General features: G+C 72.0%; 21 protein-coding genes and 1 pseudogene. 9 read left to right on the top strand and 13 right to left on the bottom strand.

What is annotated here, in order from left to right:
- From ACXJKQ_RS25845 to ACXJKQ_RS25825, 5 genes and pseudogenes are all read right to left on the bottom strand, one after another.
- Positions 1–578, bottom strand: a pseudogene (locus ACXJKQ_RS25845) (hypothetical protein); the annotation flags it as partial.
- 246 nt (positions 579–824) lie between these two features.
- The gene (locus ACXJKQ_RS25840) at positions 825–2,153 is read right to left on the bottom strand and encodes an AmpG family muropeptide MFS transporter (protein ID WP_457108538.1); all 1,329 of its coding nucleotides are present in this window, start codon (positions 2,151–2,153) and stop codon (positions 825–827) included.
- Between the two features lie 223 nt (positions 2,154–2,376).
- Positions 2,377–5,985, bottom strand: a complete 3,609-nt coding sequence (gene mfd, locus ACXJKQ_RS25835) for a transcription-repair coupling factor (protein WP_457108537.1) — start codon at positions 5,983–5,985, stop codon at positions 2,377–2,379.
- A 297-nt stretch (positions 5,986–6,282) separates the two neighbouring features.
- On the bottom strand, positions 6,283–6,513 hold the full coding sequence (locus ACXJKQ_RS25830) for a hypothetical protein (RefSeq protein WP_457108536.1): 231 nt from the start codon (positions 6,511–6,513) through the stop codon (positions 6,283–6,285).
- A gap of 11 nt (positions 6,514–6,524) precedes the next feature.
- The gene (locus ACXJKQ_RS25825) at positions 6,525–6,821 is read right to left on the bottom strand and encodes an FAD assembly factor SdhE (protein ID WP_457108535.1); all 297 of its coding nucleotides are present in this window, start codon (positions 6,819–6,821) and stop codon (positions 6,525–6,527) included.
- A 192-nt stretch (positions 6,822–7,013) separates the two neighbouring features.
- On the opposite strand from ACXJKQ_RS25825, the gene ACXJKQ_RS25820 reads away from it, so the two are divergent.
- The gene (locus ACXJKQ_RS25820; RefSeq protein ID WP_457108534.1) at positions 7,014–7,991 is read left to right on the top strand and encodes a quinone oxidoreductase family protein; all 978 of its coding nucleotides are present in this window, start codon (positions 7,014–7,016) and stop codon (positions 7,989–7,991) included.
- A gap of 11 nt (positions 7,992–8,002) precedes the next feature.
- Positions 8,003–8,629 (top strand): bifunctional nicotinamidase/pyrazinamidase, encoded by a 627-nt coding sequence (gene pncA / locus ACXJKQ_RS25815; RefSeq protein ID WP_457108533.1) that lies wholly within the window; start codon positions 8,003–8,005, stop codon positions 8,627–8,629.
- A gap of 350 nt (positions 8,630–8,979) precedes the next feature.
- Here pncA and ACXJKQ_RS25810 read toward each other — a convergent pair whose 3' ends face one another.
- The 3 genes from ACXJKQ_RS25810 to rimO form a co-directional block, all read right to left on the bottom strand.
- Positions 8,980–9,225 carry a hypothetical protein gene (locus tag ACXJKQ_RS25810; protein WP_457108532.1) on the bottom strand — a complete coding sequence of 82 codons (246 nt, stop codon included), beginning with the start codon at positions 9,223–9,225 and terminating at the stop codon, positions 8,980–8,982.
- Positions 9,226–9,405: 180 nt separating this feature from the next.
- On the bottom strand, positions 9,406–10,488 hold the full coding sequence (gene dinB, locus ACXJKQ_RS25805) for a DNA polymerase IV (protein WP_457108531.1): 1,083 nt from the start codon (positions 10,486–10,488) through the stop codon (positions 9,406–9,408).
- Between the two features lie 210 nt (positions 10,489–10,698).
- Positions 10,699–12,075 (bottom strand): 30S ribosomal protein S12 methylthiotransferase RimO, encoded by a 1,377-nt coding sequence (gene rimO, locus ACXJKQ_RS25800; protein ID WP_457108530.1) that lies wholly within the window; start codon positions 12,073–12,075, stop codon positions 10,699–10,701.
- Positions 12,076–12,451: 376 nt separating this feature from the next.
- Between rimO and pabB the strand changes: the two genes are divergently transcribed.
- The 6 genes from pabB (at position 12,452) to ACXJKQ_RS25770 (ending at position 16,849) form a co-directional block, all read left to right on the top strand.
- Positions 12,452–13,840 (top strand): aminodeoxychorismate synthase component I, encoded by a 1,389-nt coding sequence (pabB, locus tag ACXJKQ_RS25795; RefSeq protein WP_457108529.1) that lies wholly within the window; start codon positions 12,452–12,454, stop codon positions 13,838–13,840.
- A complete protein-coding gene (locus ACXJKQ_RS25790; RefSeq protein ID WP_457108528.1) occupies positions 13,837–14,451 on the top strand; it encodes an anthranilate synthase component II in 615 nt (204 codons plus the stop codon). The genes pabB and ACXJKQ_RS25790 overlap by 4 nt, the downstream gene beginning before the upstream one ends.
- Positions 14,438–15,301: an aminotransferase class IV gene (locus ACXJKQ_RS25785; RefSeq protein ID WP_457108527.1), complete on the top strand. Its 864-nt coding sequence runs from the start codon at positions 14,438–14,440 to the stop codon at positions 15,299–15,301. The genes ACXJKQ_RS25790 and ACXJKQ_RS25785 overlap by 14 nt, the downstream gene beginning before the upstream one ends.
- Entirely contained in the window at positions 15,298–15,828 is a 531-nt protein-coding gene (locus ACXJKQ_RS25780) for a DoxX family protein (protein WP_457108526.1), read from the top strand. Before ACXJKQ_RS25785 ends, ACXJKQ_RS25780 begins: the two co-directional genes overlap by 4 nt.
- 126 nt (positions 15,829–15,954) lie before the next feature.
- Positions 15,955–16,197 (top strand): hypothetical protein, encoded by a 243-nt coding sequence (locus tag ACXJKQ_RS25775; protein ID WP_457108525.1) that lies wholly within the window; start codon positions 15,955–15,957, stop codon positions 16,195–16,197.
- A 118-nt stretch (positions 16,198–16,315) separates the two neighbouring features.
- Positions 16,316–16,849 (top strand): YciE/YciF ferroxidase family protein, encoded by a 534-nt coding sequence (locus ACXJKQ_RS25770; protein ID WP_457108524.1) that lies wholly within the window; start codon positions 16,316–16,318, stop codon positions 16,847–16,849.
- 63 nt (positions 16,850–16,912) lie between these two features.
- On the opposite strand, the gene ACXJKQ_RS25765 is transcribed toward ACXJKQ_RS25770, so the two are convergent.
- From ACXJKQ_RS25765 to ACXJKQ_RS25745, 5 genes are all read right to left on the bottom strand, one after another.
- On the bottom strand, positions 16,913–17,242 hold the full coding sequence (locus ACXJKQ_RS25765) for a hypothetical protein (protein WP_457108523.1): 330 nt from the start codon (positions 17,240–17,242) through the stop codon (positions 16,913–16,915).
- Positions 17,243–17,315: 73 nt separating this feature from the next.
- On the bottom strand, positions 17,316–18,224 hold the full coding sequence (gene mazG / locus ACXJKQ_RS25760) for a nucleoside triphosphate pyrophosphohydrolase (RefSeq protein WP_457108522.1): 909 nt from the start codon (positions 18,222–18,224) through the stop codon (positions 17,316–17,318).
- 68 nt (positions 18,225–18,292) lie between these two features.
- Positions 18,293–18,526 carry a hypothetical protein gene (locus tag ACXJKQ_RS25755; protein ID WP_457108521.1) on the bottom strand — a complete coding sequence of 78 codons (234 nt, stop codon included), beginning with the start codon at positions 18,524–18,526 and terminating at the stop codon, positions 18,293–18,295.
- A 52-nt stretch (positions 18,527–18,578) separates the two neighbouring features.
- Positions 18,579–18,824, bottom strand: a complete 246-nt coding sequence (locus ACXJKQ_RS25750; protein WP_457108520.1) for a hypothetical protein — start codon at positions 18,822–18,824, stop codon at positions 18,579–18,581.
- A gap of 101 nt (positions 18,825–18,925) precedes the next feature.
- A complete protein-coding gene (locus ACXJKQ_RS25745) occupies positions 18,926–20,674 on the bottom strand; it encodes a glycosyltransferase family 2 protein (protein ID WP_457108519.1) in 1,749 nt (582 codons plus the stop codon).
- 87 nt (positions 20,675–20,761) lie between these two features.
- Between ACXJKQ_RS25745 and ACXJKQ_RS25740 the strand changes: the two genes are divergently transcribed.
- Positions 20,762–21,312: hypothetical protein (locus tag ACXJKQ_RS25740; RefSeq protein WP_457108518.1), on the top strand; the 551-nt coding region annotated here is incomplete at its 3' end.

Below are 21,312 nucleotides of genomic sequence, written 5' to 3'. Positions count from 1 at the left end.
GCGACGCGGGGCGGCGCGAGGGCGGCGGGCGTGGCCTCGGCAGCGGCGATCCGGACCGGCGCGGGGGGCGCCTCCGCGGTCTTCTCGACCGCCTTGGCCTGGGCCATCCGCACCTGGGCAACCCTGGACTGCTCGGCCCGGGCGACCTGCCGGGCGATGTCCCGGATCGCCGGGGACGGCTCGGCGGCGGCGAGCTGGAAGCCGGGGACCGGCGGCGTCTCGGTCCCGAAGGCCGTCGCGGTGCCGGAGCCCAGCGCCGGGCTCGGGTCCAGCATCCAGGCGATGCTCGGTTTCCGCGGGGCCGACCGGGCAGCCGGCCCGACCGCGGCGGCGGGCGGGTGGGCGGGCGCAGGCTCCGGCGCGGCGGCCTGCGGAGCGGCGAGGCCCGCGGAATCGATCCCGGCCGGCCCCTGCGGGTGGCTCAGGACGGCCCAGCCGGCCAGGGTCATCGCCGTCAGGGAGATGAGCGCCGTCAGCCGGGTCCGGCGGCGGGCGCGCCGCATGGCGCTCGGGTAGGGCGCCCGGGTGCGCAGAACGGGATCGTAGGCGGTCTCGACATAGGCGATCCGCGGGGGCACCGGGCGCAGGGACTCCGCGGGGTGGTACGCGGTTCGGGACAACGCAGCCTGGGCCATTCGGGGAACTCGCGTACGCGCTTCCCCAAGGGCAGCCGCCGCCGTTCGCCCGCGGAGGCTTTTTCCGCGCACGTGGCCTGGGTTGCCCGTCTGGGGAGGACATCAACCGTCCGCCCCATTAAGCCGCCGTGTGGTTAATCCCCGCTAAAGAGACAGTTTCCGCGCGCATTCCCGTGTTGGGACACAGCCTCAGGTCACCTGTCCGGGCGCTTCCATAGGTCCGTGCCGGCGGGCGACCAGGAGGCACAGCAGGGCCACCGGCACGCCGATCAGGGAGGTTCCGACGAAGAACCACGTGAACCCGGTCCGCTCGATGACGAAGCCCGAGAACCCGGCGAGCAGGCTGCCCGGGAGGGCGCAGAGCGAGGTGAGCAGGGCGTACTGGCTCGCGGCATGCGCGGTGGCCGCGAGGCGGGACATGTAGGTGATCAGCACGATCGACGCGAAGGCGTAGGCGAAGCCGTCGATCCCCACGGTCAACGCGAAGGTCCAGAAAGCCGCCCCGCCATGGCCGCCGTGCCACGCGAGGTAGGCCAGCGCGAGATGGGAGGCCGAGGCCGTCACGGTGCCGATGAGCAGGCTCGCCATCATGCCGATCCGCGGGATGATGGCGCTGGCCAGGAAGGTGCCGCCCAGCGCGATCCAGAAGCCGAACAGCTTGGTCACGGTGGCGATGTCGGTGTTGGAATAGCCGAGCGTCTTGAACAGCGGGATCGCCATGGCGTTCGAGACATAGCCGGGCATCCGGAAGCCCGCCACCAGCGCCAGGACCGGCACGGCGAGGGGCCCGAGCCGGGCGAGGAGGTCGCGGATCGGCGACCAGACGGTCTCGACGAAGCCGCCGGTGGCCGGCGTCTCGGGGGCGGGGGGCTCGGGGGCGAGGAGCGCCGCCAGCGTGCCGGGAGCCATGAGCGCCGCCATGCACAGGTAGGCGGCGCGCCAGCCATAGGCGTCGGACAGGTAGAGGGCGCCCGCCCCCGCCGCGAGGTTGCCGATCCGGTAGCCGATCTCCGACCACGACGACATCAGCGCCTGCCGCTCGGGCGGCGCGGCGGTGATGCGCCAGCCGTCGATCACCACGTCCTGGGTGGCGCCCGCGACGCCGAGCGCCAGGGAGAACGCCACCGTCCAGGCGAGCCAGTGCGCCGGGTCGCCGAAGGCGACGCCCGCGAGCGCCAGGGCCACCAGGATCTGGGTGGCGACGATCCAGCCCCGGCGCCGCCCGAGCCAGCGGCCGATGAGCGGCGCGTCGTGGCGGTCGAGGAACGGCGCCCAGAGGAACTTGAGCTTGTAGGCGATGGTGAGCTCGCTCATCAGCCCGATCGTGGCGAGCGGCACCTTCGCCTGGACGAGCCACGCCGACTGGGTCGCGTAGACGAGCAGGAACGGGATGCCCTGCGCGAAGCCGAGGCCGAGCACCGCGGCGACGCGCCGGTCGGTGAACAGGGGCCTGAGGAAGGCACTCTCCTCGGACTTCGCCGGACCGGGCGCGCCGGTGACCTGCGCCGGGTTTGCCATCCACGCGTCTCCTGTGCCTCGGGGAAGGAGAGAGCAGAGATGCGCTCTCGGCGCAACGATCGCGCGACCGTCCCAACCGCCACCTCATCCTAAGGTGCCGCAGCGCAGCGGAGGCCTCGAAGGAGCCCTCCAGACGGCTGTGTGATTCCTGGAGCCCTCCTTCGAGGCTGCTGCGCAGCACCTCAGGATGAGGGAGTTTGATGGGAAGGGCGTTGCGCGCCCCTCACGCCGCCTTCTTGCCCCGCTCGGCGATCTTCACGAGGCTGCGCAGCACCTCGGTGGCGGTCTTGAGCCGTGCCGGGATCGTGGTCAGCTCGCGCACGAACACGACGCTCATGTCGGGCCGCACCTTCGCGAAGGAAGCCTGCTCGGCCACGTAGGCCACGAGCCCCTGCGGGTTGGCGTAGGACTTGTCGCGGAAGTGGACCACCACCCCCTTCGGCCCGGCCTCGACCTTCTCGACGTTGGCCTTGAGGCAGAGGATCTTGATCGTGCCGATCTTGAGGAGCTGCTCCACTTCCGGCGGCAGCGGCCCGAACCGGTCGATCATCTCGGCGCCGAAACTCTCCATCTCGGCGTCGTCCTGGAGGGTGGCGAGCCGCCGGTAGAGCGCCAGCCGCACCCCGAGATCCTCGACGTAATCCTCCGGGATTGTCACCGGCGCGCCCAGCGCGATGGTCGGCGACCACGCCTCCTCGGGCACGTCCTCGATACCGGCCTTCAGCGCGGTGACCGCATCCTCCAGCATCTGCTGGTAGAGTTCGTAGCCGACCTCCTTGATGTGGCCCGACTGGGCGTCGCCCAGGAGGTTGCCGGCGCCGCGGATGTCGAGGTCGTGGGAGGCGAGCTGGAAGCCCGCGCCCAAAGTGTCGAGGCTCTGGAGCACCTTGAGGCGCTGCTCGGCCTGGGCGGTGAGCTGGCGGTTCGCCGGCGTCGTGAACAGCGCGTAGGCGCGCGCCTTCGAGCGGCCGACGCGGCCGCGCAGCTGGTAGAGCTGGGCCAGCCCGAACATGTCGGCCCGGTGGACGATCAGCGTGTTGGCGGTGGGGATGTCGAGGCCCGATTCCACGATCGTGGTCGAGAGCAGGACGTCGAACTTGCCCTCGTAGAAGGCCGTCATCACGTCCTCGAGCTGGCCCGCCGCCATCTGGCCGTGGGCCACCGCGACCTTGATCTCGGGCATCTCGGCGTCGAGGAACTTCTTGACCTCCGCCAGATCCTCGATCCGCGCCACCACGTAGAAGGCCTGCCCGCCGCGGTAGCGCTCGCGCAGCAGGGCCTCCCGGATGGTGAGCGGGTCGAAGGGCGTCACGAAGGTGCGCACCACCAGCCGGTCCACCGGCGGGGTCGCGATGATCGACAGTTCGCGCACCCCCGTCATGGCGAGCTGGAGCGTGCGCGGGATCGGGGTCGCCGAGAGGGTCAGCACGTGGACGTCCGCCTGGAGCGCCTTCAGCCGCTCCTTGTGGGCCACGCCGAAATGCTGCTCCTCGTCCACGATGATCAGGCCGAGATCCTTGAACGCGATGGTCTTGGCCAGGAGTGCGTGGGTGCCGACCACGATGTCGACGGTGCCGGCGATGAGCCCGGCCCGGGTCTGCTTCATCTCCCCGGCGGAGACGAAGCGGGAGAGCTGCGCCACCTGGATCGGCAGGCCCTTGAAGCGCTCGGCGAAGGTCCGGAAGTGCTGGCGGGCGAGCAGCGTCGTGGGCACGATCACCGCCACCTGCTTGCCCGAGATCGCCGCCGCGAAGGCCGCGCGCAAGGCCACCTCGGTCTTGCCGAAGCCGACATCGCCGCAGACCAGCCGGTCCATCGGCCGGCCGGCATTGAGGTCGTCCAGCACCGCGTCGATGGCGTTGGCCTGGTCCTCGGTCTCCTCGAACGGGAAGCGGGCGGCGAATTCCCCGTAGAGCCCCTCCGGCGCCTTGAGGGCCGGCGCCTTCCGGACGAAGCGCTGGGCCGCGACCTTGATCAGCTCGCCCGCCATCTCGAGGATGCGGCGCTTCATCTTGGCCTTGCGGGCCTGCCACGCGCCGCCGCCGAGGCGGTCGAGGGCGACCTCGGCATCCTCCGAACCGTACCGGGTCAGGAGCTCGATGTTCTCCACCGGCAGGAGCAGCAGGCCGCCGGTATATTGCAGCTCCAGGCAATCGTGCGGGGCGCCCGCGGCGTGGATCGTCTTGAGCCCGACGAAGCGGCCGATGCCGTGATCGGCATGGACCACGATGTCGCCGGGCTGGAGCGCCTGAACCTCCAGGATCACGTCCTGGGGCCGCTTGGCCTTGCGCTTCTGGCGGACCAGCCGGTCGCCCAGGATGTCGCCTTCGGAGACCACCGCGAGGTCGCCGGCGGTGAAGCCCGCCTCCAGGCCCCAGACCGCCACGGCCGCGTCGGTGCCGCGCTTGAGCGCGTAGACGTCGGTGAGCCGGGTGATCGCCACGGGCTTCCTGAGGCCGTGGTCGGTGAGCACGCCGCAGAGCCGGTCGCGGGAGCCGTCGGACCAGGCTCCCAGGATCACGTGATGACCGGATCCCTGGAGGTCGCGGATATGGGCCACCGCGGCGTCGAACACGCTGGTATTCTCGTCGGCCCGCTCCGGCGCGAAGTTTCTTCCGGCCTTGGCGCCGCAATCGATCACGGCGCGCTCGGGCGATTCGGGCTGCGCGAAGGGGGTCAGCCGCGCCACCGTGGCGGCGGCGATCCGCTCCTTCAGCTCGTTCGGCATCAGGTAGAGGGCGCGGGGCGGCAGCGGCTTGTAGGGAGCGACGCCGGCCTGCGGCGACTTCATCGCGCCCTCGCGGGCCTGGTAGTAGTCCTGCACGAGGCTGATCCGCTCGGCGGCCGCGTCCTCGACCTGCGGGTCGAACACCAGCGGCACGCCGCCGAGATAGTCGAACAGCGTGTCGAGGTGGTCGTAGAACAGCGGCATCCAGTGCTCGAGGCCGGCGTAGCGCCGCCCCTCGCTCACGGTCTCGTAGAGGCGGTCGTCCCGCGTCGCGGCGCCGAAGCTCTGGATGTAGCCCTGGCGGAAGCGCCGGATCGTCTCGGTGGTGAGCTGGACCTCGCTCATGGGCATCAGGTCGAGGGAGCGCAGCTGCCCGGTGGTGCGCTGCGTCTCCGGGTCGAAGGCGCGGATCGATTCCAGCGTGTCGCCGAAGAAGTCGAGGCGGATCGGCGCCGGCAGGCCAGGCGGCGACAGGTCGAGGATGCCGCCGCGGACCGCGTACTCGCCCGTGTCGCGCACCGTCCCGGTGCGCAGGAAGCCGTTGGCCTCGACCCACGCCACCACGTCGTCCATCGCCACGACGTTGCCGATCGCCGCCGAGAACGCCTCGCGGGCGATGTGGGTCCGGGGCGGAACCCGCTGCACCAGGGCGTTGACCGTGGTGCAGAGGATCCGCGGGCGGTCCTCGGCCGAGCGGGTGCGGGCGAGGCGGGCCAGCGCCGTCATCCGGGCGGCCGCCACCGCCGTGGTGGGCGAGACCCGGTCGTAGGGCTGGCAGTCCCAGGCCGGCAGGCTCATCACGTCCATCTCGGGCGCGACGAAGCTCAAGGCCGCCTGGAACGACGCCGAGCGACCGGAATCGCGCGCCACGTGGACCAGCACCGCCGGCGCATCGACGGTGGGCGCCAGGGCGCGGGCGAGGTCGGCCAGCGCCAGGGCGTCGAACCCTTCCGGGGCGCTCGCCAGAACCGGGCTGTCGCCGCGCTTGAGGGCGTCGATCGCCTTGGCGAGCGCGGAGGATTTCGGCAGGGCGAAGCGCGCGACCTGCGGCTTGACGACCGGCTTGGCGACGGGGGCGGTGGGCTTCGGCTGAGGCTTGGCCATCGGGTCTTTCGCGGGGAGGCCCGCCGGGCGCGTCAGGGGGCGACGTCGGGTGGCGTTAGCCGATCGGGCCGTCGCGATAAAGCGTCCCCGCGGTCACGCCCGGACGCACCCTATCTGGCGGTCCTGCTGCGGCAGGGAACGGTGGTCGTCTTTGCGAGCGCAGCGAAGCAATCCAGGGCAGCGCCATGGCTCCCGAAGTCGCGCCACCCTGGGTCACTTCGCTCCGCTCGTGATGACGGAGCGCGCCGCAACAGCCGAAAGCCGCGATGGGATGCGGTCGAAGCCCCGGCCCGCCCCTCACGCGTCCGGACCGACGATCTCCGCCAGCGCCGCCTCGACCCGGCCGCGGAAGAAATCCGCGTTGGGCATGTGCTCGGTCATCGCGGCGGCCCGTCCGGTCGCCTGCCGCAGGATCTCGCCGCGCAGCGCCGGATCGGAGCGCTCCATCATCTCCAGCATGATGCGCACCACCAGCTCGGTGGCGATCGAGCGGGCGGGGTGGTCGTAAGCGGGTTTCGGTTCGTCCATCGCGCGGCCCCTCAGGAATGGATCGGCGCATCGTGCCGGTGGAACGCCCGCACCCGCTTCCAGACCGCCGTGTCGTAGTTCGAGGGCGTCTCGACCTCGCCGGTGAGCCACTTGAACAGGTCCCGGTCCGGCACCTCGATCAGCGCCTCGAACTGGTCGAGCTCCGCCTCCGACAGGATGCCGATTTCGGCATCGGCGAAGCGGCCCATGATCAGGTCCATCTCGCGGATGCCCCGGTGCCAGGCGCGGTAGAGGAGGCGGCGGCGGCGCGGATCGAGATCGGCGCTGGTTCGGGTGGTGCCGGACATGGCGGTCGGACCTCGGCTCGGACAACGGGCAGGGTCTAGATAGGCGCCCGGGACCGGCGGATCCAGAATGGCGATGCCCCGGGGGGAGTTACAACCGGCACGCGAGGGGACAAAAACGAATTGCCTCCGGCGGGCGGTCCGTTATCTCGGGCGGCAACGCCCCCGAACGGGGCGGCGAGCGGGAGTACGACGATGCCGAAGGCGATCCGGGTCTACGAGTACGGCGGCCCCGAGGTGATGCGCTACGAGGATGTGCCCCTGGCCGAGCCCGGCCCCGGGCAGATCCGCGTCAAGCAGGCCGCCATCGGCGTCAACTTCATCGACATCTACTTCCGCACCGGGGCCTACAAGTCCCCGCACATGCCCTTCACCCCCGGCAAGGAGGGCGCCGGCACCGTCACGGCGGTGGGCGAGGGCGTCACCCAGTTCAAGCCCGGCGATCGGGTCGCCTACGGCTCGGTGGCGGACGGCTGCTACGCCGAGGAGCCGGTGATCCCGGCCTCCGCGGCCGTGCCGATCCCCGACGGCGTCGACGAGAAGACCGCCGCCGCGATGATGCTCAAGGGCCTCACCGTCGAGTACCTGCTGCACCGGACCTACGCGGTGAAGCCCGGCGACACGATCCTGTGGCAGGCCGCGGCCGGCGGCGTCGGCCTGATCGCCTGCCAGTGGGCCAAGCACCTCGGCGCCACGGTGATCGGCACCGCCGGCAGCCCCGAGAAGGCGGACCTCGCCAAGCGGAACGGCTGCGACCACGTCATCCTCTACCGCGAGGAGGACGTGGCCAAGCGCGTGCGCGAGATCACCGGCGGCAAGGGCGTGCCGGTGGTCTATGACGGCGTCGGGCAGGCGACCCTGATGGGTTCGCTGGACAGCCTCGCGCCGATGGGGCTGCTGGCGAGCTTCGGCTCGGCCTCCGGGGCGATCACCGGGCTCGACCTCGGCCTGCTGGCCCCGCGCGGCTCGCTCTACGTGACGCGCCCGACGCTCGCGACCTTCTCGTCGAACCGCGCCACCCTGGAGGAGGCGGCCGCCCGCCTGTTCAAGGTGGTCGGCGACGGCGCGGTGAGGATCGCGGTGAACGCCACGTATCCCCTCGCCGAGGCGCAGCAGGTCCACCGCGACCTCGCGGGCCGGGAGACCACCGGCTCGATCGTGATGCTGCCCTGAGGCACGCGGCCATGACGCCCGGCAGCACCGACCTGCTCCTCGTCGTCGACGTGCAGGTCGACTTCCTGCCGGGCGGGGCGCTCCCCGTCCCGGGGGGCGACGCGGTGATCGAACCGATCAATGCCCTCCAGCACCGCTTCCGGCACGTGGTGCTGATGCAGGACTGGCACCCGGCCGACCACGTCTCCTTCGCCGACACCCATCCGGGGCGGGCTCCGTTCGAGACCGTAGCGCTGCCCTACGGGCCGCAGGTGCTGTGGCCCCGGCATTGCGTCCAGGGCAGCCGCGGGGCCGCCTTCGCGCCGGGCCTCGCCACCGACCGGGCGAGCCTTGTGGTCCGCAAGGGGCTGGACCCTCGGGTCGACAGCTACTCGGCCTTCCTGGAAGCCGACCGGACCACCCGCACCGGGCTCGCCGGGGCGCTGACGGAGCGCGGCATCACCCGCGTCGTCGTATGCGGCCTCGCCACCGATTTCTGCGTCGCCTGGAGCGCGCTGGACGCCCGCGACGCGGGCTTCGACGTCTGGGTGGTGGCGGATGCGGTGCGCGGGATCGACGTGGACGGGTCGCTGGCGCAGGCCTGGGCGCAGATGGAGGCGGCGGGCGTGCGACGGATCGCGGCGGCGGACATCGCCTGAGCGCCCGCGGAGCGGGCGGCGAACCGCCGCACGCCGCGCGGGGGACCGCCCCCGCGCCGACGCGTCGGCCCGGCATCGGCTTCCGGCAGGAGGCCCGTCAGGAGCCGGCCTGTCAGGCCAGCACCCGAAGACCAACGCGCCCACGGACACCGACCGCACGGGCAATCCCGGGATCGGCCCTGCGAAGGGGATGACCGGCGCTTACCCCGCGGACCTACGGGCGGATTCGACCTTCGGGGACGACGTCGACACCGAGACGACGCGCGACGGCGACCCGGACCACCAGCCGCGCAAGAACGCATGACCGAGAGGGCGTGACCGCCTGCCCGGGCCGACGCGGGCGATCCCCGTCAGCGGGCGCGGGCCGGCGGCTTCGGCCGCTGGGGCGCCGGGACCGGGCCGGTCGCGATCCCGGCGGACGGGCCGCCCGCCGGGATCGAGAGCTGGGCGGGGCTCGCGGTGTAGCCCAGGAATTGCGCCGCGTTGGCGGCGCCGAAGGCGGCGGTGCCGTCGGCACGGGCGGCGCTCATGGAGGCAGCCATGGAGGCGCCCAGCAGCAGCGCGGCAGCCAGGGCCAGGGGAGCGTGCTTCGACATCGGGCGGGCTCTTCGGTGCATGCGGTCTCCGGGCAATCCCGGAACGGGCGGAAGGCTCCCGGAAAGCTCCCACGGGCGGTCGATCGGCTGCGGCCGGGGCGCGGCATCGCACCGGCCATGATGCATCCCGTCGATCGGCGCCGCTCTGGCTCCCGCCGCGGCGCGCGCGCAGCCGTCCCGTCAGAGACCCAGCCCGAGCTGCCGCGGCCCCTCCGGCGCGTCCTGCGCGAACCCCGACAGCGACACCCCGATCAGCCGCGCGCTGCGCCGCAGGGGGAACAGGCCGGCGAGGAGGTCGAGGCCGATCCGCTCCAGCCCGGCCCGGTCGGTGACGGGTGCGGTGAGCGACTTCGCCCGGGTGACCTGGGCGAAATCCGAGAACTTGAGCTTCAGGGTCACGGTCCGGGCGCGCATGCCCTTGGCGTCGGCCCCGGCCCAGACCTTGTCGAACAGCGGCGCCAGCCGGGCGGCCAGGACCTCGAAGGCGGCCGTATCCTCCGAGAAGGTGGTCTCGGCTCCGATCGACTTGCGCACCCGGTGGGCGCGCACCGGCCGCGCGTCGATCCCGCGGGCGACCGCGTGGTAATAGGCGCCCGCGGAGCCGAAGGTCTCGCGCAGGCGCTCCGGCGTCCAGGCGCGCAGATCCGCCCCGGTCTCGATCCCGAGCCGCTTCATCTTCGCCTCGGTGACCGGGCCGACCCCGTGGAACCGGCCGATCGGCAGCGCCGCCACGAAATCCGGCCCCATGGCGGGGGTGATGACGAACAGGGCGTCGGGCTTGCGGTGGTCGGAGGCGACCTTGGCGAGGAACTTGTTGTACGAGACGCCGGCCGAGGCGACGAGCCCGGTGCGCTCCAGGATCTCGGCCCGGATTGCCTTGGCCACGGCCGTCGCCGTCGGAAGGCTCAGGAGATTCTCGGTGACGTCGAGATAGGCCTCGTCGAGGGCCACCGGCTCGATGAGCGGCGTGTGCCGGGCGAAGACCGCCCGAATCTCCTCCGAGACCGCCCGGTAGACTTCGAAGCGCGGCTTCACGAACAGCAGGTCCGGGCAGAGCCGCCTTGCGGTGGCCGACGGCATGGCCGAGCGGACGCCGAACTTGCGCGCCTCGTAGCTCGCCGCCGCCACCACGCCCCGCTCCCGCGAGCCGCCCACGGCCAGCGGCCGGCCGCGCAGGGCGGGATCGTCGCGCTGCTCCACGGAGGCGTAGAACGCGTCCATGTCGATGTGGATGATCTTGCGGAGGGCGACCTCCGGATCCATCGCCGCCTCGGGTCCCGACCAAGTTCCTGATCTGTTCTGAAAGACCGTGCGGGGCGGCCGAGGTCAAGCCGCGCCGGACGCGGCGTCAACAGGAGTCCGGTCCGCGCCCGTCATCGCGAGCGCAGCGAAGCGACCCAGGGCAGCGGGAGGTTTCCGAGCGCCGCGCCTCCCTGGATTGCTTCGCTACGCTCGCAAAGACGGTGTTCCGCCTCAGGCGACGGTGCCGTACAGGTCGTAGGCCTCGGCCCGGTCGATCTTCACGGTGACGATGTCGCCGACCCGCACCGGGCGCCGGAAGGCGGCGTGGACGGTGCCGTCGATCTCCGGCGCGTCGGCCTTGGACCGACCCCTTGCCACCCCGCCCTCGACGGCGTCGATGATCACGGGCAGCCGCTTGCCCACCTTGGCCCGCTGCAGCCGGAGCGCGATCCCGTTCTGCGTCTCCATGAACCGGCGCTTGCGCTCGGCCTTCACCGCCGGCGGCACGAGGTCGCCCAGCGTGTTGGCGGTGGCGCCGGCCACCGGCTCGTACTCGAAGCAGCCGACGCGATCGAGCTTGGCCTCCTGCAGCCACGCCAGCAGCTCCTCGAACTCGGCCTCGGTCTCGCCGGGGAAGCCGACGATGAAGGTCGAGCGGATCGCGAGGTCCGGGCAGATCTGCCGCCAGCCCCGGATCCGGTCGAGCTGCCGCTCCTGGTTGCCGGGCCGGCGCATCCGCTTGAGCACCGAGGGGCTCGCGTGCTGGAGCGGCATGTCGAGATAGGGGAGCACCTTGCCCTCGGCCATCAGCGGGATGACCTCGTCCACGTGCGGGTAGGGGTAGACGTAGTGCAGCCGGACCCAGGCCCCGAGCTCGCCGAGTTCCCGGGTCAGGTCGTAGAACTTCGCCCGGACCTGGCGGTCGCGCCAGGGGCTCTCGGCGTAGCGGATGTCGACGCCGAAGGCGCTGGTGTCCTGGCTGACCACCAGCAGCTCCTTCACGCCGGCTTTGACGAGCTTCTCGGCCTCGCGCAGCACGTCGGCGGCGGGGCGGCTCACGAGATTGCCGCGCAACGACGGGATGATGCAGAAGCTGCAGCGGTTGCTGCACCCTTCCGAGATCTTCAGGTAGGCGTAGTGGCGCGGGGTGAGCTTGATCCCCTGGGGCGGCACGAGGTCGAGGAACGGGTCGTGGGCCGGCGGCACCGCCTCGTGGACGGCGGCCACCACCGATTCGTAGGCCTGCGGCCCGGTCACCGCCAGGAGATCGGGGTATTTCGCGCGGATCTCCTCGGGCTGGGCGCCCATGCAGCCGGTGACGATCACCCGGCCGTTCTCCGCCATGGCCTCGCCGATGGCCGAGAGCGATTCCGCCTTGGCCGAATCCAGGAAGCCGCAGGTGTTGACGATCACCACGTCGGCCCCGTCGTGCCGGCGGGCCAGCTCGTAGCCCTCGGCGCGCAGATGCGTGAGGATCCGCTCGGAATCGACCAGCGCCTTCGGGCAGCCCAGCGACACGAACGAGATCTTGGGAGCCGCGCTGTTGGGGGCCGCGCTCTTGGAGTCGGCTCCGGGAGCGGGGCCGCTTGGGGCAGGTGTGGCGGTCATGACATTCGGGTCGGACAGGCCCGGCGCGGGCAACCGAGGATCGGTCGCCCGGAGCGCCAGGAGGGGAATTCGGGATCGCGCTCCCTATACAGGCTCCCGCGCCGCCGCGCGAGACCGGCCGCCGCAGGGGTGACCGGACTGGCGCGCGACGCTGACGCGGAACCGGAAACTTGGCTGTTCACCAGGACTTTGCGCGTCTGCCCTGACACCCCACATGAAGCTGACAAACGGCGGCCTGCGTGGGGGACACGCCCTGTCTGCCCCCCGGGGCGGCCCCTGCGTGCAACTGCCGCTTCCCCCGCGGCATCGCCTGTGCGACGGCAGCGTGACACGATCTGCCCCGCCCGCGCCCAGGACAACAGCCCCGAACCCGGTCATGTGGACCCGAGAGATCCCCTTCATCGATCCCGTCGCGGCGGCCGCCCGGCTGCGCGCCCTGCCCGGGCTCGCCTTCCTCGACAGTGCCATGCGGCACGACTCCCTGGGGCGCCATTCGATCGTGGCGGCCGAGCCGTTCGCGCGCTTCCGCTACCGCGACGGGCGCGCGACCCTGGACGGGAACCCGGTCCCGGGCGGTCCGTTCGCGGCTTTGCGGGCGTGCCTCGCGCCGTACCGGATCGAACCCGACGCCGAACACCCTTTCCCCGGCGGGGCGATCGGCTACTTCGCCTACGATCTCGGCGCGGCACTGGAGCGGGTCGCGGCGCCGGCGCGGCGGGCGGGGCTCACCGACGACATCGCCCTGAACCTCTACGACACGGCCCTGGTGATCGACCACGCCGCCGGCACCTGCCGGCTCGTCGCCACCGGCTTTCCCGAACGCGTCCCGGAGAACCGGCAGGCCCGCGCGGCGGCGCGGCTCGCCCGCTTCGCGGATCGGCTCGGCACCGCGGAATCATCCCTCGGGGCTTCCGAAGCGCCGTCGGAACCGCTCACTTGGCACTCGAACTTCGACCGACAAGGTTATGAAAACGCTGTCGAAACGGTCCGATCCTATATCCGCGCCGGCGACATCTACCAAGCCAACATCGCCCAGCGCTTCACCGCCGATCTGCCGGCCGGCTTCGACCCGTTCGCCCTCTACCGGCGCCTGCGCGCCACCAACCCGGCGACCTTCGGCGCCTACCTGGAGCTGGAGGGGCTGAGCGTCGCCTCGTCCTCGCCCGAGCGCTTCATCCGCCTCGACGGCCGGCACGTGGAGACGCGGCCGATCAAGGGCACCGCCCGCCGCGCGGACAACCCCTTGGACGATCCGGAGGCCGACCGGGCCGCCGCGGCGGCGCTCCAGGCCAGCGTCAAGGAGCGGGCCGAGAACGTCATGATCGTCGACCTGCTGCGCAACGACCTGTCGCGGGTCTGCAAGCCGGGCAGCGTCGCCGTGCCCACCCTGTGCGGCCTGGAGACCTACGCCAACGTCCACCATCTGGTGTCGGTGGTGACGGGAGACCTCCGCGACGGGCTCGACGCCCTCGACCTCCTGGAAGGGACGTTCCCGGGCGGCTCGATCACGGGCGCCCCGAAGATCCGCGCCATGGACATCATCACCGAGATCGAGGGCGACGCCCGGGAACTCTATTGCGGCGCCATCGGCCGGATCGGCTTCGACGGGGCGCTCGACACCTCGATAGCGATCCGCACGGTGTTCATGGACGACCGACAGGCGGTCCTGCAGGCCGGGGGCGGGGTGACCCTGCTGTCGGAGCCCGGCCCGGAATACGACGAGACCCTCGCCAAGGCCGCCCGCGTGTTCGAGGCCTTCGCATGATCCTCGTCCTCGACAACTACGATTCGTTCGTCTTCAACGTCGTCCGCTACCTGGAGGAGCTGGGCGCGGAGGTCCGGGTCGTGCGCAACGACGCGCTGGACGTGCCCGGCATCCGGGCGCTCGCCCCCGAGGCCCTGGTGGTCTCGCCCGGACCCTGCACCCCCGCGGAGGCCGGCATCTCCCTGCCGGCGATCCGGGAGCTGTCGGGGGCGGTGCCGATCCTCGGCGTCTGCCTCGGCCATCAGGCGATCGGCGCGGCCTTCGGCGGCACGGTCGTGCGGGCGCAGCGCCCCCTGCACGGACAGATGACGCCGATCGCCCACACGGGCGAGCGGCTGTTCTCCGGGCTGCCGGCGCCGATGCCGGTGGGGCGCTACCACTCGCTGGTGGTGACCCCGGGTCCCGAGATGGACCGGCACCTCTCCGTCGACGCGGTCTCGCAGGAGGGGGAGGTGATGGCGCTCTCGCACCGGACCCACCCGACCTACGGCATCCAGTTCCACCCGGAATCGGTCCTGACCGAGGGCGGCCACGCCCTGTTCGCCAACTTTTTGGGCCTGGCCCGCGCGTGGCGCGAGAGGCCGGAGGGACGCCGCGATGCTGTGGCGTGACGGGGTGATCGCGCCCGGTACCACGGCCCCCTTCGACCTCACCGACCGCGGCCTGACGCTGGGCGACGGCCTGTTCGACACGGCGCTGGCGCTGGGCGGCCGCGTGGCCTTCGAGGACGCCCACATCGCTCGGCTCGTGGCCGCCGCGGGGACGCTGGGGATCCCGGTCGCGCCGGAGCGGATCCGCGCCGCCATGCGGGCGCTGGCCGAGGCGGGGGGCGACGATGGCGGGCGGCGCGCGATCCGCACCACCCTCACTCGCGGCTCCGGCCCGCGGGGGCTGAAGCCGCCGGAGGCTCCGAACCCGACCCTGTTCGCCACCGCGGCGCCGAGCGCCAGGAGCGCGGCCTTCGCGCCCCTGCGCCTGTGGCCCACCCCGATCGCCCGCAACGACACCTCCCCGGCCGCCCGGCTGAAGACCCTGGGCTATGGCGACGCGGTGCTGGCCGCCCGCGACGCCGCGGCGGCGGGTTTCGACGAGGCGTTGTTCTGCAACACGCGCGGACGCGTCGCCTGCGGGGGCACCGGCAACCTGTTCGGCCTGTTCGGCGGGATCCTGGTGACGCCGCCGCTTGCCGACGGCGTCCTCGCCGGGATCGTGAGGGCGGAAATCCTGGCGCTCGCCGCCGGATGCGGGCTCGAGGCGGAGGAACGGTCGCTCACCCTGCCCGACCTCCGCGGCGCCGAAGCCGTGTTCCTGACCAACTCTCTGCGGCTCCTCGCCCCCGTGACGGCGGTCGGCGACGCGACCTTCGCGGGCGGCGGACACCCGGCGATCGCCCGCCTGACGGCCGCGCTCCGCGGGTCGGTGGCCCGCTCCTGCGGCGTGTCGGAGGCGGCGGTCGCGTGACCGGGCAAGCGACAGACCGAGCGACCGGCCGAGCGGCCGAGACGGGGCGCCGGCGGCTGCGCTACGCGCTGGCGGCACTCTACGCCGTCATCGGAATCGTGCACCTCGTGGCGGCCGACGCGATGCTGCCGCTGATGCCCGACTGGGTGCCGGAGCCGCGGCACGTCATCCTGGCGACCGGCCTGTGCGAGCTCGCCGGCGCCGCCGGCCTGCTGTTTCCCCCGCTCCGTCGCGCCGCCGCGATCGGCCTCGCCCTCTACGCGGTCTGCGTCTACCCGGCGAACCTCAAGCATGCCTTGGACCACGTCCACGTGGACGGCATTCCCGATTCCTGGTGGTACCATGGCCCGCGTCTGGCGTTTCAGCCGGTCTTCGTCTGGGCGGCGCTCTGGGCCGGCGGCCTGATCGACTGGCCGTTCGGCGGACGCCGGAGATCTGGCGAAACTGCGGGCAAGATCTCCGAGGGTCCACGGCAGCCCGGCCCGGCTCTGCCGACGGCGCCGCCAGCAACCATCCGGGAACCTTGATCACAGGATCCGGGGATCCGAGGATCACGGCAGGCTTTGATCCCGGGATCACGGTCGATACACCGGCCGTCAGCCGCTCCGCGCGCCGGAAGACCGCGCCGCCCGGCTCCGAGACAGGCGGACGACATGCCGAAGCGCCGCGACCCGGACCAGAGACCGCTGCGCCCCGACGCGCCGCCGGACCGCGCCGCGGTCGAGCGCGCCCTGGAGACCATCCTCGACCGCCTGCGTCCGGTAGCGCCCGTCGCCAAGGCGACCGGCAAGGCGAGTGGCAGAGCGACCGGCAATGCTCCCGGACAGCGGGCTGCGCAGGCGGACCGGCGCGGGCGCGCGCCGCGGCCCGGACGTCCGCACGGCGAGGAGACCTGACCACCGAAAGGTTCCTCCCCAGGACGGCGATATCGTCCGGATACCGGCGGCCGGACCGGCGTTCCCAGTGCGGAGGCCGCGGACAGAAACGGCGGCCGTTCAAGGGAGACTGACCGCCATGACCAAGCAGAAGACGCTGCACGACGCCTTCTACGAGACCCTGAAGGACGTCTATTACGCCGAGAAGCAGTCCGTGAAAGCGCTCAAGAAATCCGCCAAGGCGGCCGAGCACGCGGAACTGCGCCAGGCCTTCGAGACCCATGCCGAGGAGAGCGCCCAGCAGGTGGAGCGCCTGACGCAGGTCTTCGAGATCATCGGCAAGCCCGCCCGGGCGAAGACCTGCGAGGCGATGCAGGGCATCGTCTCGGAGATGGAGGAGGATCTCGACGACTTCGAGGGCAGCCCCGCCGCCGACGCGGTGCTGGCCGCCTGCGCCCAGGCGGTGGAGCATTACGAGATCGCCCGCTACGGCACCCTGAAGACCTGGGCCGGCCAGCTCGGCTACGCGGACGCCGCCAAGCTCCTGGACGAGACCCTGCAGGAGGAGAAGAAGACCGACGCGCGGCTGTCCGAGATCGCCGTGTCGATCAACGCCGCGGGCGATCCCGAGGATGCGGAGGGGTCGAAGGGCAAGGGCCGGAAGGCCGCCTGATCACGGACGGATCCGGCGCCCCTTCCGGGCGCCGGATCCGTCCGGACCGTCGCCCAAAAGGCGTCAGTGCGCCGTCTCGATGGCGCTGAGGGGCGTCCAGTAGCAGCTGTCGTGCGAGTCCTTCAGGGCGAGGCAGCCGTAGGTCATCGTCCGGCTCTCCAGGCGGACCTCCTCGCCCTGCTTCCAGGACCGGCACTCGCCGTTGGCGAGGCTGCCCTGCAGCAGCTGGCCGAATCCCGATTCGTCCCCCGCCATGACCAGCTTGAACAGGCGGTCCGTGACCTCCTGGCTGTGGCAGCCGAACCGATCCTGGACGATCGTCTCGGCCCCGGCGGGCCGCGACAGGGCGGCGGTCAAGACGAGGGCGGCGAGGGCGGGGAGGGCAAAGCGCATGCGCGGAACATATCCGCCCGCGTCCAGCTGTCGAGCCCCCGGGGCGGCGGGGCACCGCGGAGGATCGCCGCGCCTACGGTCGGCCCGTCGCCTCGTCGCGCTTGGCCGCCTGCCACGCCGCCTCCATGGCGGCGAGGTCGGACCGGCCGAGGGCGCCCCCGGAGGCCGCGAGATGCCGCGCCATGGCGGCGAAGCGGCGCTCGAACTTGGCGGTCCCGTCGCGCAGCGCGGTCTCCGGGTCGATCCCGGCATGCCGGGCGAGGTTCGCCACCGAGAACAGGAGGTCGCCGATCTCCTCGGACAGGGCCTCCGGATCGCCCGCCGCCAGAGCCTCGGCGACCTCCGCGGTCTCCTCGCGGACCTTGTCGACGACCTGGGCGGCGTCGTCCCAGTCGAAGCCGTAGGCGGCCGCCCGGCGGGAGATCTTCTCCGCGCGGGCGAGGGCCGGCAGCGCCCGGGCGACGCCGCCAAGGTGGTCCGGCTGGGGGTCCGGCTCGGCGTCCGGCTCGGGGGCCGCGGCCCGCCGCTCGGCCCGTTCCTGCGCCTTGATCGCCGCCCACTGGGCCTCGACCTCCGCGGGATCGCGCAGGGGCGAGCCCGCGGGCAGGGGCGCGCCATCCGGGGTGAAGACGTGGGGGTGGCGCCGGACCAGCTTGTCGCCGATGGCGCGGGCCACGTCGTCGAACGCGAAGGCGCCCTGCTCCTCGGCCATGCGGGCCTGGAACACCACCTGGAGGAGCAGGTCGCCGAGTTCGTCGCGCAGGTCGCGCAGGTCGCCCCGCGCCACCGCGTCGGCGACCTCGTAGGCCTCCTCGATCGTGTAGGGCACGATCGAGGCGGGCGTCTGCGCCACGTCCCAGGGGCAGCCGCCGACGGGATCGCGCAGCGTCGCCATCAGGTGCAGGAGCCTGCGCAGGGATGGGGTCTCCCCCGCCTCACCGCCGGTCACGCCGGACCGGGCCGCCTCGTCTGCCTCGCTCATGCGGCTGGCGTTAGAGCATGACGGGGCAAAGGGAAATCCGCCGGCCCGGTGCGGGCGGGCACCGGAGCTCAGACCCGGGCGTCGCGCTCGCGCACCTGCTCGGCCTGCAGCCCGTTGAGGTAGCCGGTCAGCCGGCCGCTGACCGCCGGATCGGCGCATTGCACCCAGAGGGGCGCCGGAAGGGCGCGGGCGGGCAAGCGCAGCAGGAAGGCCTCGGCCGACAGGGCCGCCTCCCGCTCGGACGCGGCCGCCAGCAGGCGAGCCCCCGCCTGCGTGCCGATCAGGATCGCGATCGTGGTCATGGCATCTCCCTCGCGGGACAACGGCGCGCGGGCCGTGGGCGTTGCACCGCGCTCAGCTCGTCGGCCGGACGCAGAGCGGCTCCCGGGCCAGCGCCAGGGAGAACGACCACAGGATCCGGCCGCACGCGTCCGTCAGCACCGCCCCGGTCAGGAGCATGCCGGTCGCGGTCCCGCACAGGGTCCGGGCGGCGCGGATCGCCGCCTCCACGTCGTCCGCCTCCAGCAGGTCGCTGGCGAAGGCGAGGCCGCTGCGGCCGTCCGCGTGCTCCAGGGTGCGTCGGAGGTGATAGGCCGGCATGCTCGGGCCGCCGCGGGACGACACGCCGGGGCCGCCCGCGCCACGGACGGGAGCCGGCGGCGGATGCTAGCGAGGCCGCCGGCCGGGACGACTGATCCAGATCAAGCGGATGCACCTTCGCCGCCCCCGGACCCGGTGTCGCCGGGCGTCGCAGGGCGCCGGGACCGGTTCAGCCGCCCGCTGCGCGAGGTCCGCGCGAGGCCGTGGCGGGTCTTGTTCCAGCGGACCGGTGCGCGGACCAGCTCGATCAGCGCCAGCCACGCGGCCAGGCTGACCAGCAGGAAGTAGAGCGGCATCCACGGGACCGACTGGGCGAGGTCCCCCCAGCCGCGCCGGGCACAGCCGAGCAGGGCCGGGAGGACCAGGGCGGCGAGCCCCGTCCCGAACAGGGTGATGGCGAGCCCCGTGGACAGGTTGTCCAGGAAGACCGGGGCGGCCGGGATCTCCAGGACCAGGAAGCACCAGGCCGCAGCGACGAGGCAGACCGGGTAGGCGAGGGCCGAGGCCACGGTGCCCGGCACCAGGGCGGCGGCGCAGAGGGTCTCCAGCCCGCCGAGGCGGCGCGCGTTGGCGAGGGGACGCCGCCCGTGGGTGAGGCTCGTCTGGAGGAGGCCCTTCAGCCAGCGGGTGCGCTGGGCGAGCCAGGGGCCGAGGCGGGCCGGGGCCTCCTCGAAGGTGGGGCTGGGCAGGTCGCCGACCGTGTAGCCCGCCAGCGCGAGGCGCAGCCCGAGATCGGCATCCTCGGTGACGTTGTGGGCATCCCAGCCGTGGAGCGCCCGCACCACCCCGGTGCGCAGGTGCATCGAGGTACCCCCGAGCGGCACCGGCAGGCGGCATCGGGCGAAGGCCGGGTTCAGCACGTCGAACAGGCCCGCATATTCGAGGGCGAAGGCGCGGGCGAGGCGCGAATCGCCGATGTTGTCGATCACGAGCCGCCCCTGGAGGCAGGCGGTGCGCGCGGGCAGGCGCGCGAACAGGGAAGCTGCCAGCCGCAATTGCCCGGGATCGGGCACGTCCTCGGCGTCGTAGACCGTGAGCAGGTCCCCGCGGGCCAGGGGCAGGGCGGCGTTGAGCGCCCGGGGCTTGGTGCGCGGGCCGCCCGGCGGCACCGTCACGACCTCGAACCGGGCCGGCAGGGTGGCGCGGGCGAGCGCCGCGGCGGTCTCCGGGTCGTCCGCCTCGAGCAGCAGCTTGATGTCGAGCTTGGCCGCCGGATAGTCGAGGGCGGAGAGCGCCCGGAGCAGGTCCGGCACCACCGCCGCCTCGCGGTGGAGGGGGACGAGGATCGTGTAGACCGGCAGGTCCGCATCGGCGAGCGCCGTCGGCGCCTCCGCGGCCACCGGCGCCGCGATGGCGAGCGCCGCGATCCGGAGGCCCGCCATGGCCAGGAACAGGATCTGGCCGACCACCCCCACCGCCCGCGCGAGCGGTGCCGGCAGCGCCGCGCACAGGCAGAGGGCGGCGGTGAGCGCGAGGGCGAGGACCAGCAGCCAGCGGAGGGCGGGCTCGGGCGCGCTCGCCCGCTCGGGGGCCTGCCGCCGCAGGTCGTGCGCCGCGTAATCCGCCACCTGCCCGGGGATGGCGGCGAACACCGCCTCGCGCAGGCGGGTGGGGCTGGTGATCGCCGGCACGGCGGCGCGGGGCGGGGCGTCGAGGAGGTCCGCGATCGTCCGGCCGCGGGGCGCCTGCACCCAGGGCGCCACCGACCCCGGCGCCAGGGGCGCGAGGCCGGCCACGAGGCTGTCGGGGAAGCGCAGCCCCAGGCCGAACGGGATCGGGCCGTCGAGATAGGGGGCGCCGAGCGCCCGGGCCAGGGCCGCGTAATAGGGCTCATGCGCGACCCCAAACACGCTTAAGTCACTGATTAATATGGGCTCGACTGCCGCTATATATGCCTCTAAACAGCTGCTGGTAACCTGTGCCGCTGAGACGCCGAAATGCCCGACAAAAAGTATCTGTTTAAACGGAATGGATCACAGAATTGGTACGTCCGGCTACAAAATGTTGAGATAAACGGTCACATCTATAAAAGTTTCGAGAAGAGTTTGTGCACACCCGATATCGATCTAGCACGGATAAGAGCCGATAGATTTATTTTTGAACATAGGATCAGATTATTTACAAGAAAACAGTCAAAGAATGGCCGATATGAACATCGTCTGAAGTACGAGATTAACAAGATCCTCAAACTTCCCGACGGAAAGACGATCATTGCCGACGAAACGAATGCAAAGATATACGATCAACAAGGCATTTTTGTTGAAAGCACACCCAACGAAAAGATAGTTGTCTATCAAGCGGCGCCTGAGAACGATAACGAGCGAAACCTGTTGAACCGCTTCATGGGCGAGTCAGGGCAATCCGTTAGAATGCCGAACGATATAATTACAAGCTGGATCAAAGAAAACAATGTAAGCGCGCGAATAGCTAAAGACGGCAGACGCACATACGAACAATTCATATCTTTCGTTAAAGGGAAGAATATATC

This window comes from Methylobacterium sp. P5_C11 (assembly GCF_054049775.1).
This window is presented reverse-complemented; position numbering and strand designations above follow the sequence as displayed.

What these genes read in the sequence shown, in the direction of transcription:
- ACXJKQ_RS25785 (WP_457108527.1), top strand. Translation starts at nt 14,438, where the DNA reads ATGCTGTGGCGTGACGGGGTGATCGCGCCCGGTACCACGGCCCCCTTC.
- mfd (WP_457108537.1), bottom strand. Translation starts at nt 5,985, where the DNA reads ATGGCCAAGCCTCAGCCGAAGCCCACCGCCCCCGTCGCCAAGCCGGTC.
- ACXJKQ_RS25825 (WP_457108535.1), bottom strand. Translation starts at nt 6,821, where the DNA reads ATGTCCGGCACCACCCGAACCAGCGCCGATCTCGATCCGCGCCGCCGC.
- ACXJKQ_RS25775 (WP_457108525.1), top strand. Translation starts at nt 15,955, where the DNA reads ATGCCGAAGCGCCGCGACCCGGACCAGAGACCGCTGCGCCCCGACGCG.
- ACXJKQ_RS25830 (WP_457108536.1), bottom strand. Translation starts at nt 6,513, where the DNA reads ATGGACGAACCGAAACCCGCTTACGACCACCCCGCCCGCTCGATCGCC.
- ACXJKQ_RS25755 (WP_457108521.1), bottom strand. Translation starts at nt 18,526, where the DNA reads ATGACCACGATCGCGATCCTGATCGGCACGCAGGCGGGGGCTCGCCTG.
- pncA (WP_457108533.1), top strand. Translation starts at nt 8,003, where the DNA reads ATGACGCCCGGCAGCACCGACCTGCTCCTCGTCGTCGACGTGCAGGTC.
- pabB (WP_457108529.1), top strand. Translation starts at nt 12,452, where the DNA reads ATGTGGACCCGAGAGATCCCCTTCATCGATCCCGTCGCGGCGGCCGCC.
- ACXJKQ_RS25750 (WP_457108520.1), bottom strand. Translation starts at nt 18,824, where the DNA reads ATGCCGGCCTATCACCTCCGACGCACCCTGGAGCACGCGGACGGCCGC.
- rimO (WP_457108530.1), bottom strand. Translation starts at nt 12,075, where the DNA reads ATGACCGCCACACCTGCCCCAAGCGGCCCCGCTCCCGGAGCCGACTCC.
- ACXJKQ_RS25810 (WP_457108532.1), bottom strand. Translation starts at nt 9,225, where the DNA reads ATGTCGAAGCACGCTCCCCTGGCCCTGGCTGCCGCGCTGCTGCTGGGC.
- ACXJKQ_RS25790 (WP_457108528.1), top strand. Translation starts at nt 13,837, where the DNA reads ATGATCCTCGTCCTCGACAACTACGATTCGTTCGTCTTCAACGTCGTC.
- mazG (WP_457108522.1), bottom strand. Translation starts at nt 18,224, where the DNA reads ATGAGCGAGGCAGACGAGGCGGCCCGGTCCGGCGTGACCGGCGGTGAG.
- dinB (WP_457108531.1), bottom strand. Translation starts at nt 10,488, where the DNA reads ATGGATCCGGAGGTCGCCCTCCGCAAGATCATCCACATCGACATGGAC.
- ACXJKQ_RS25840 (WP_457108538.1), bottom strand. Translation starts at nt 2,153, where the DNA reads ATGGCAAACCCGGCGCAGGTCACCGGCGCGCCCGGTCCGGCGAAGTCC.
- ACXJKQ_RS25765 (WP_457108523.1), bottom strand. Translation starts at nt 17,242, where the DNA reads ATGCGCTTTGCCCTCCCCGCCCTCGCCGCCCTCGTCTTGACCGCCGCC.
- ACXJKQ_RS25770 (WP_457108524.1), top strand. Translation starts at nt 16,316, where the DNA reads ATGACCAAGCAGAAGACGCTGCACGACGCCTTCTACGAGACCCTGAAG.
- ACXJKQ_RS25820 (WP_457108534.1), top strand. Translation starts at nt 7,014, where the DNA reads ATGCCGAAGGCGATCCGGGTCTACGAGTACGGCGGCCCCGAGGTGATG.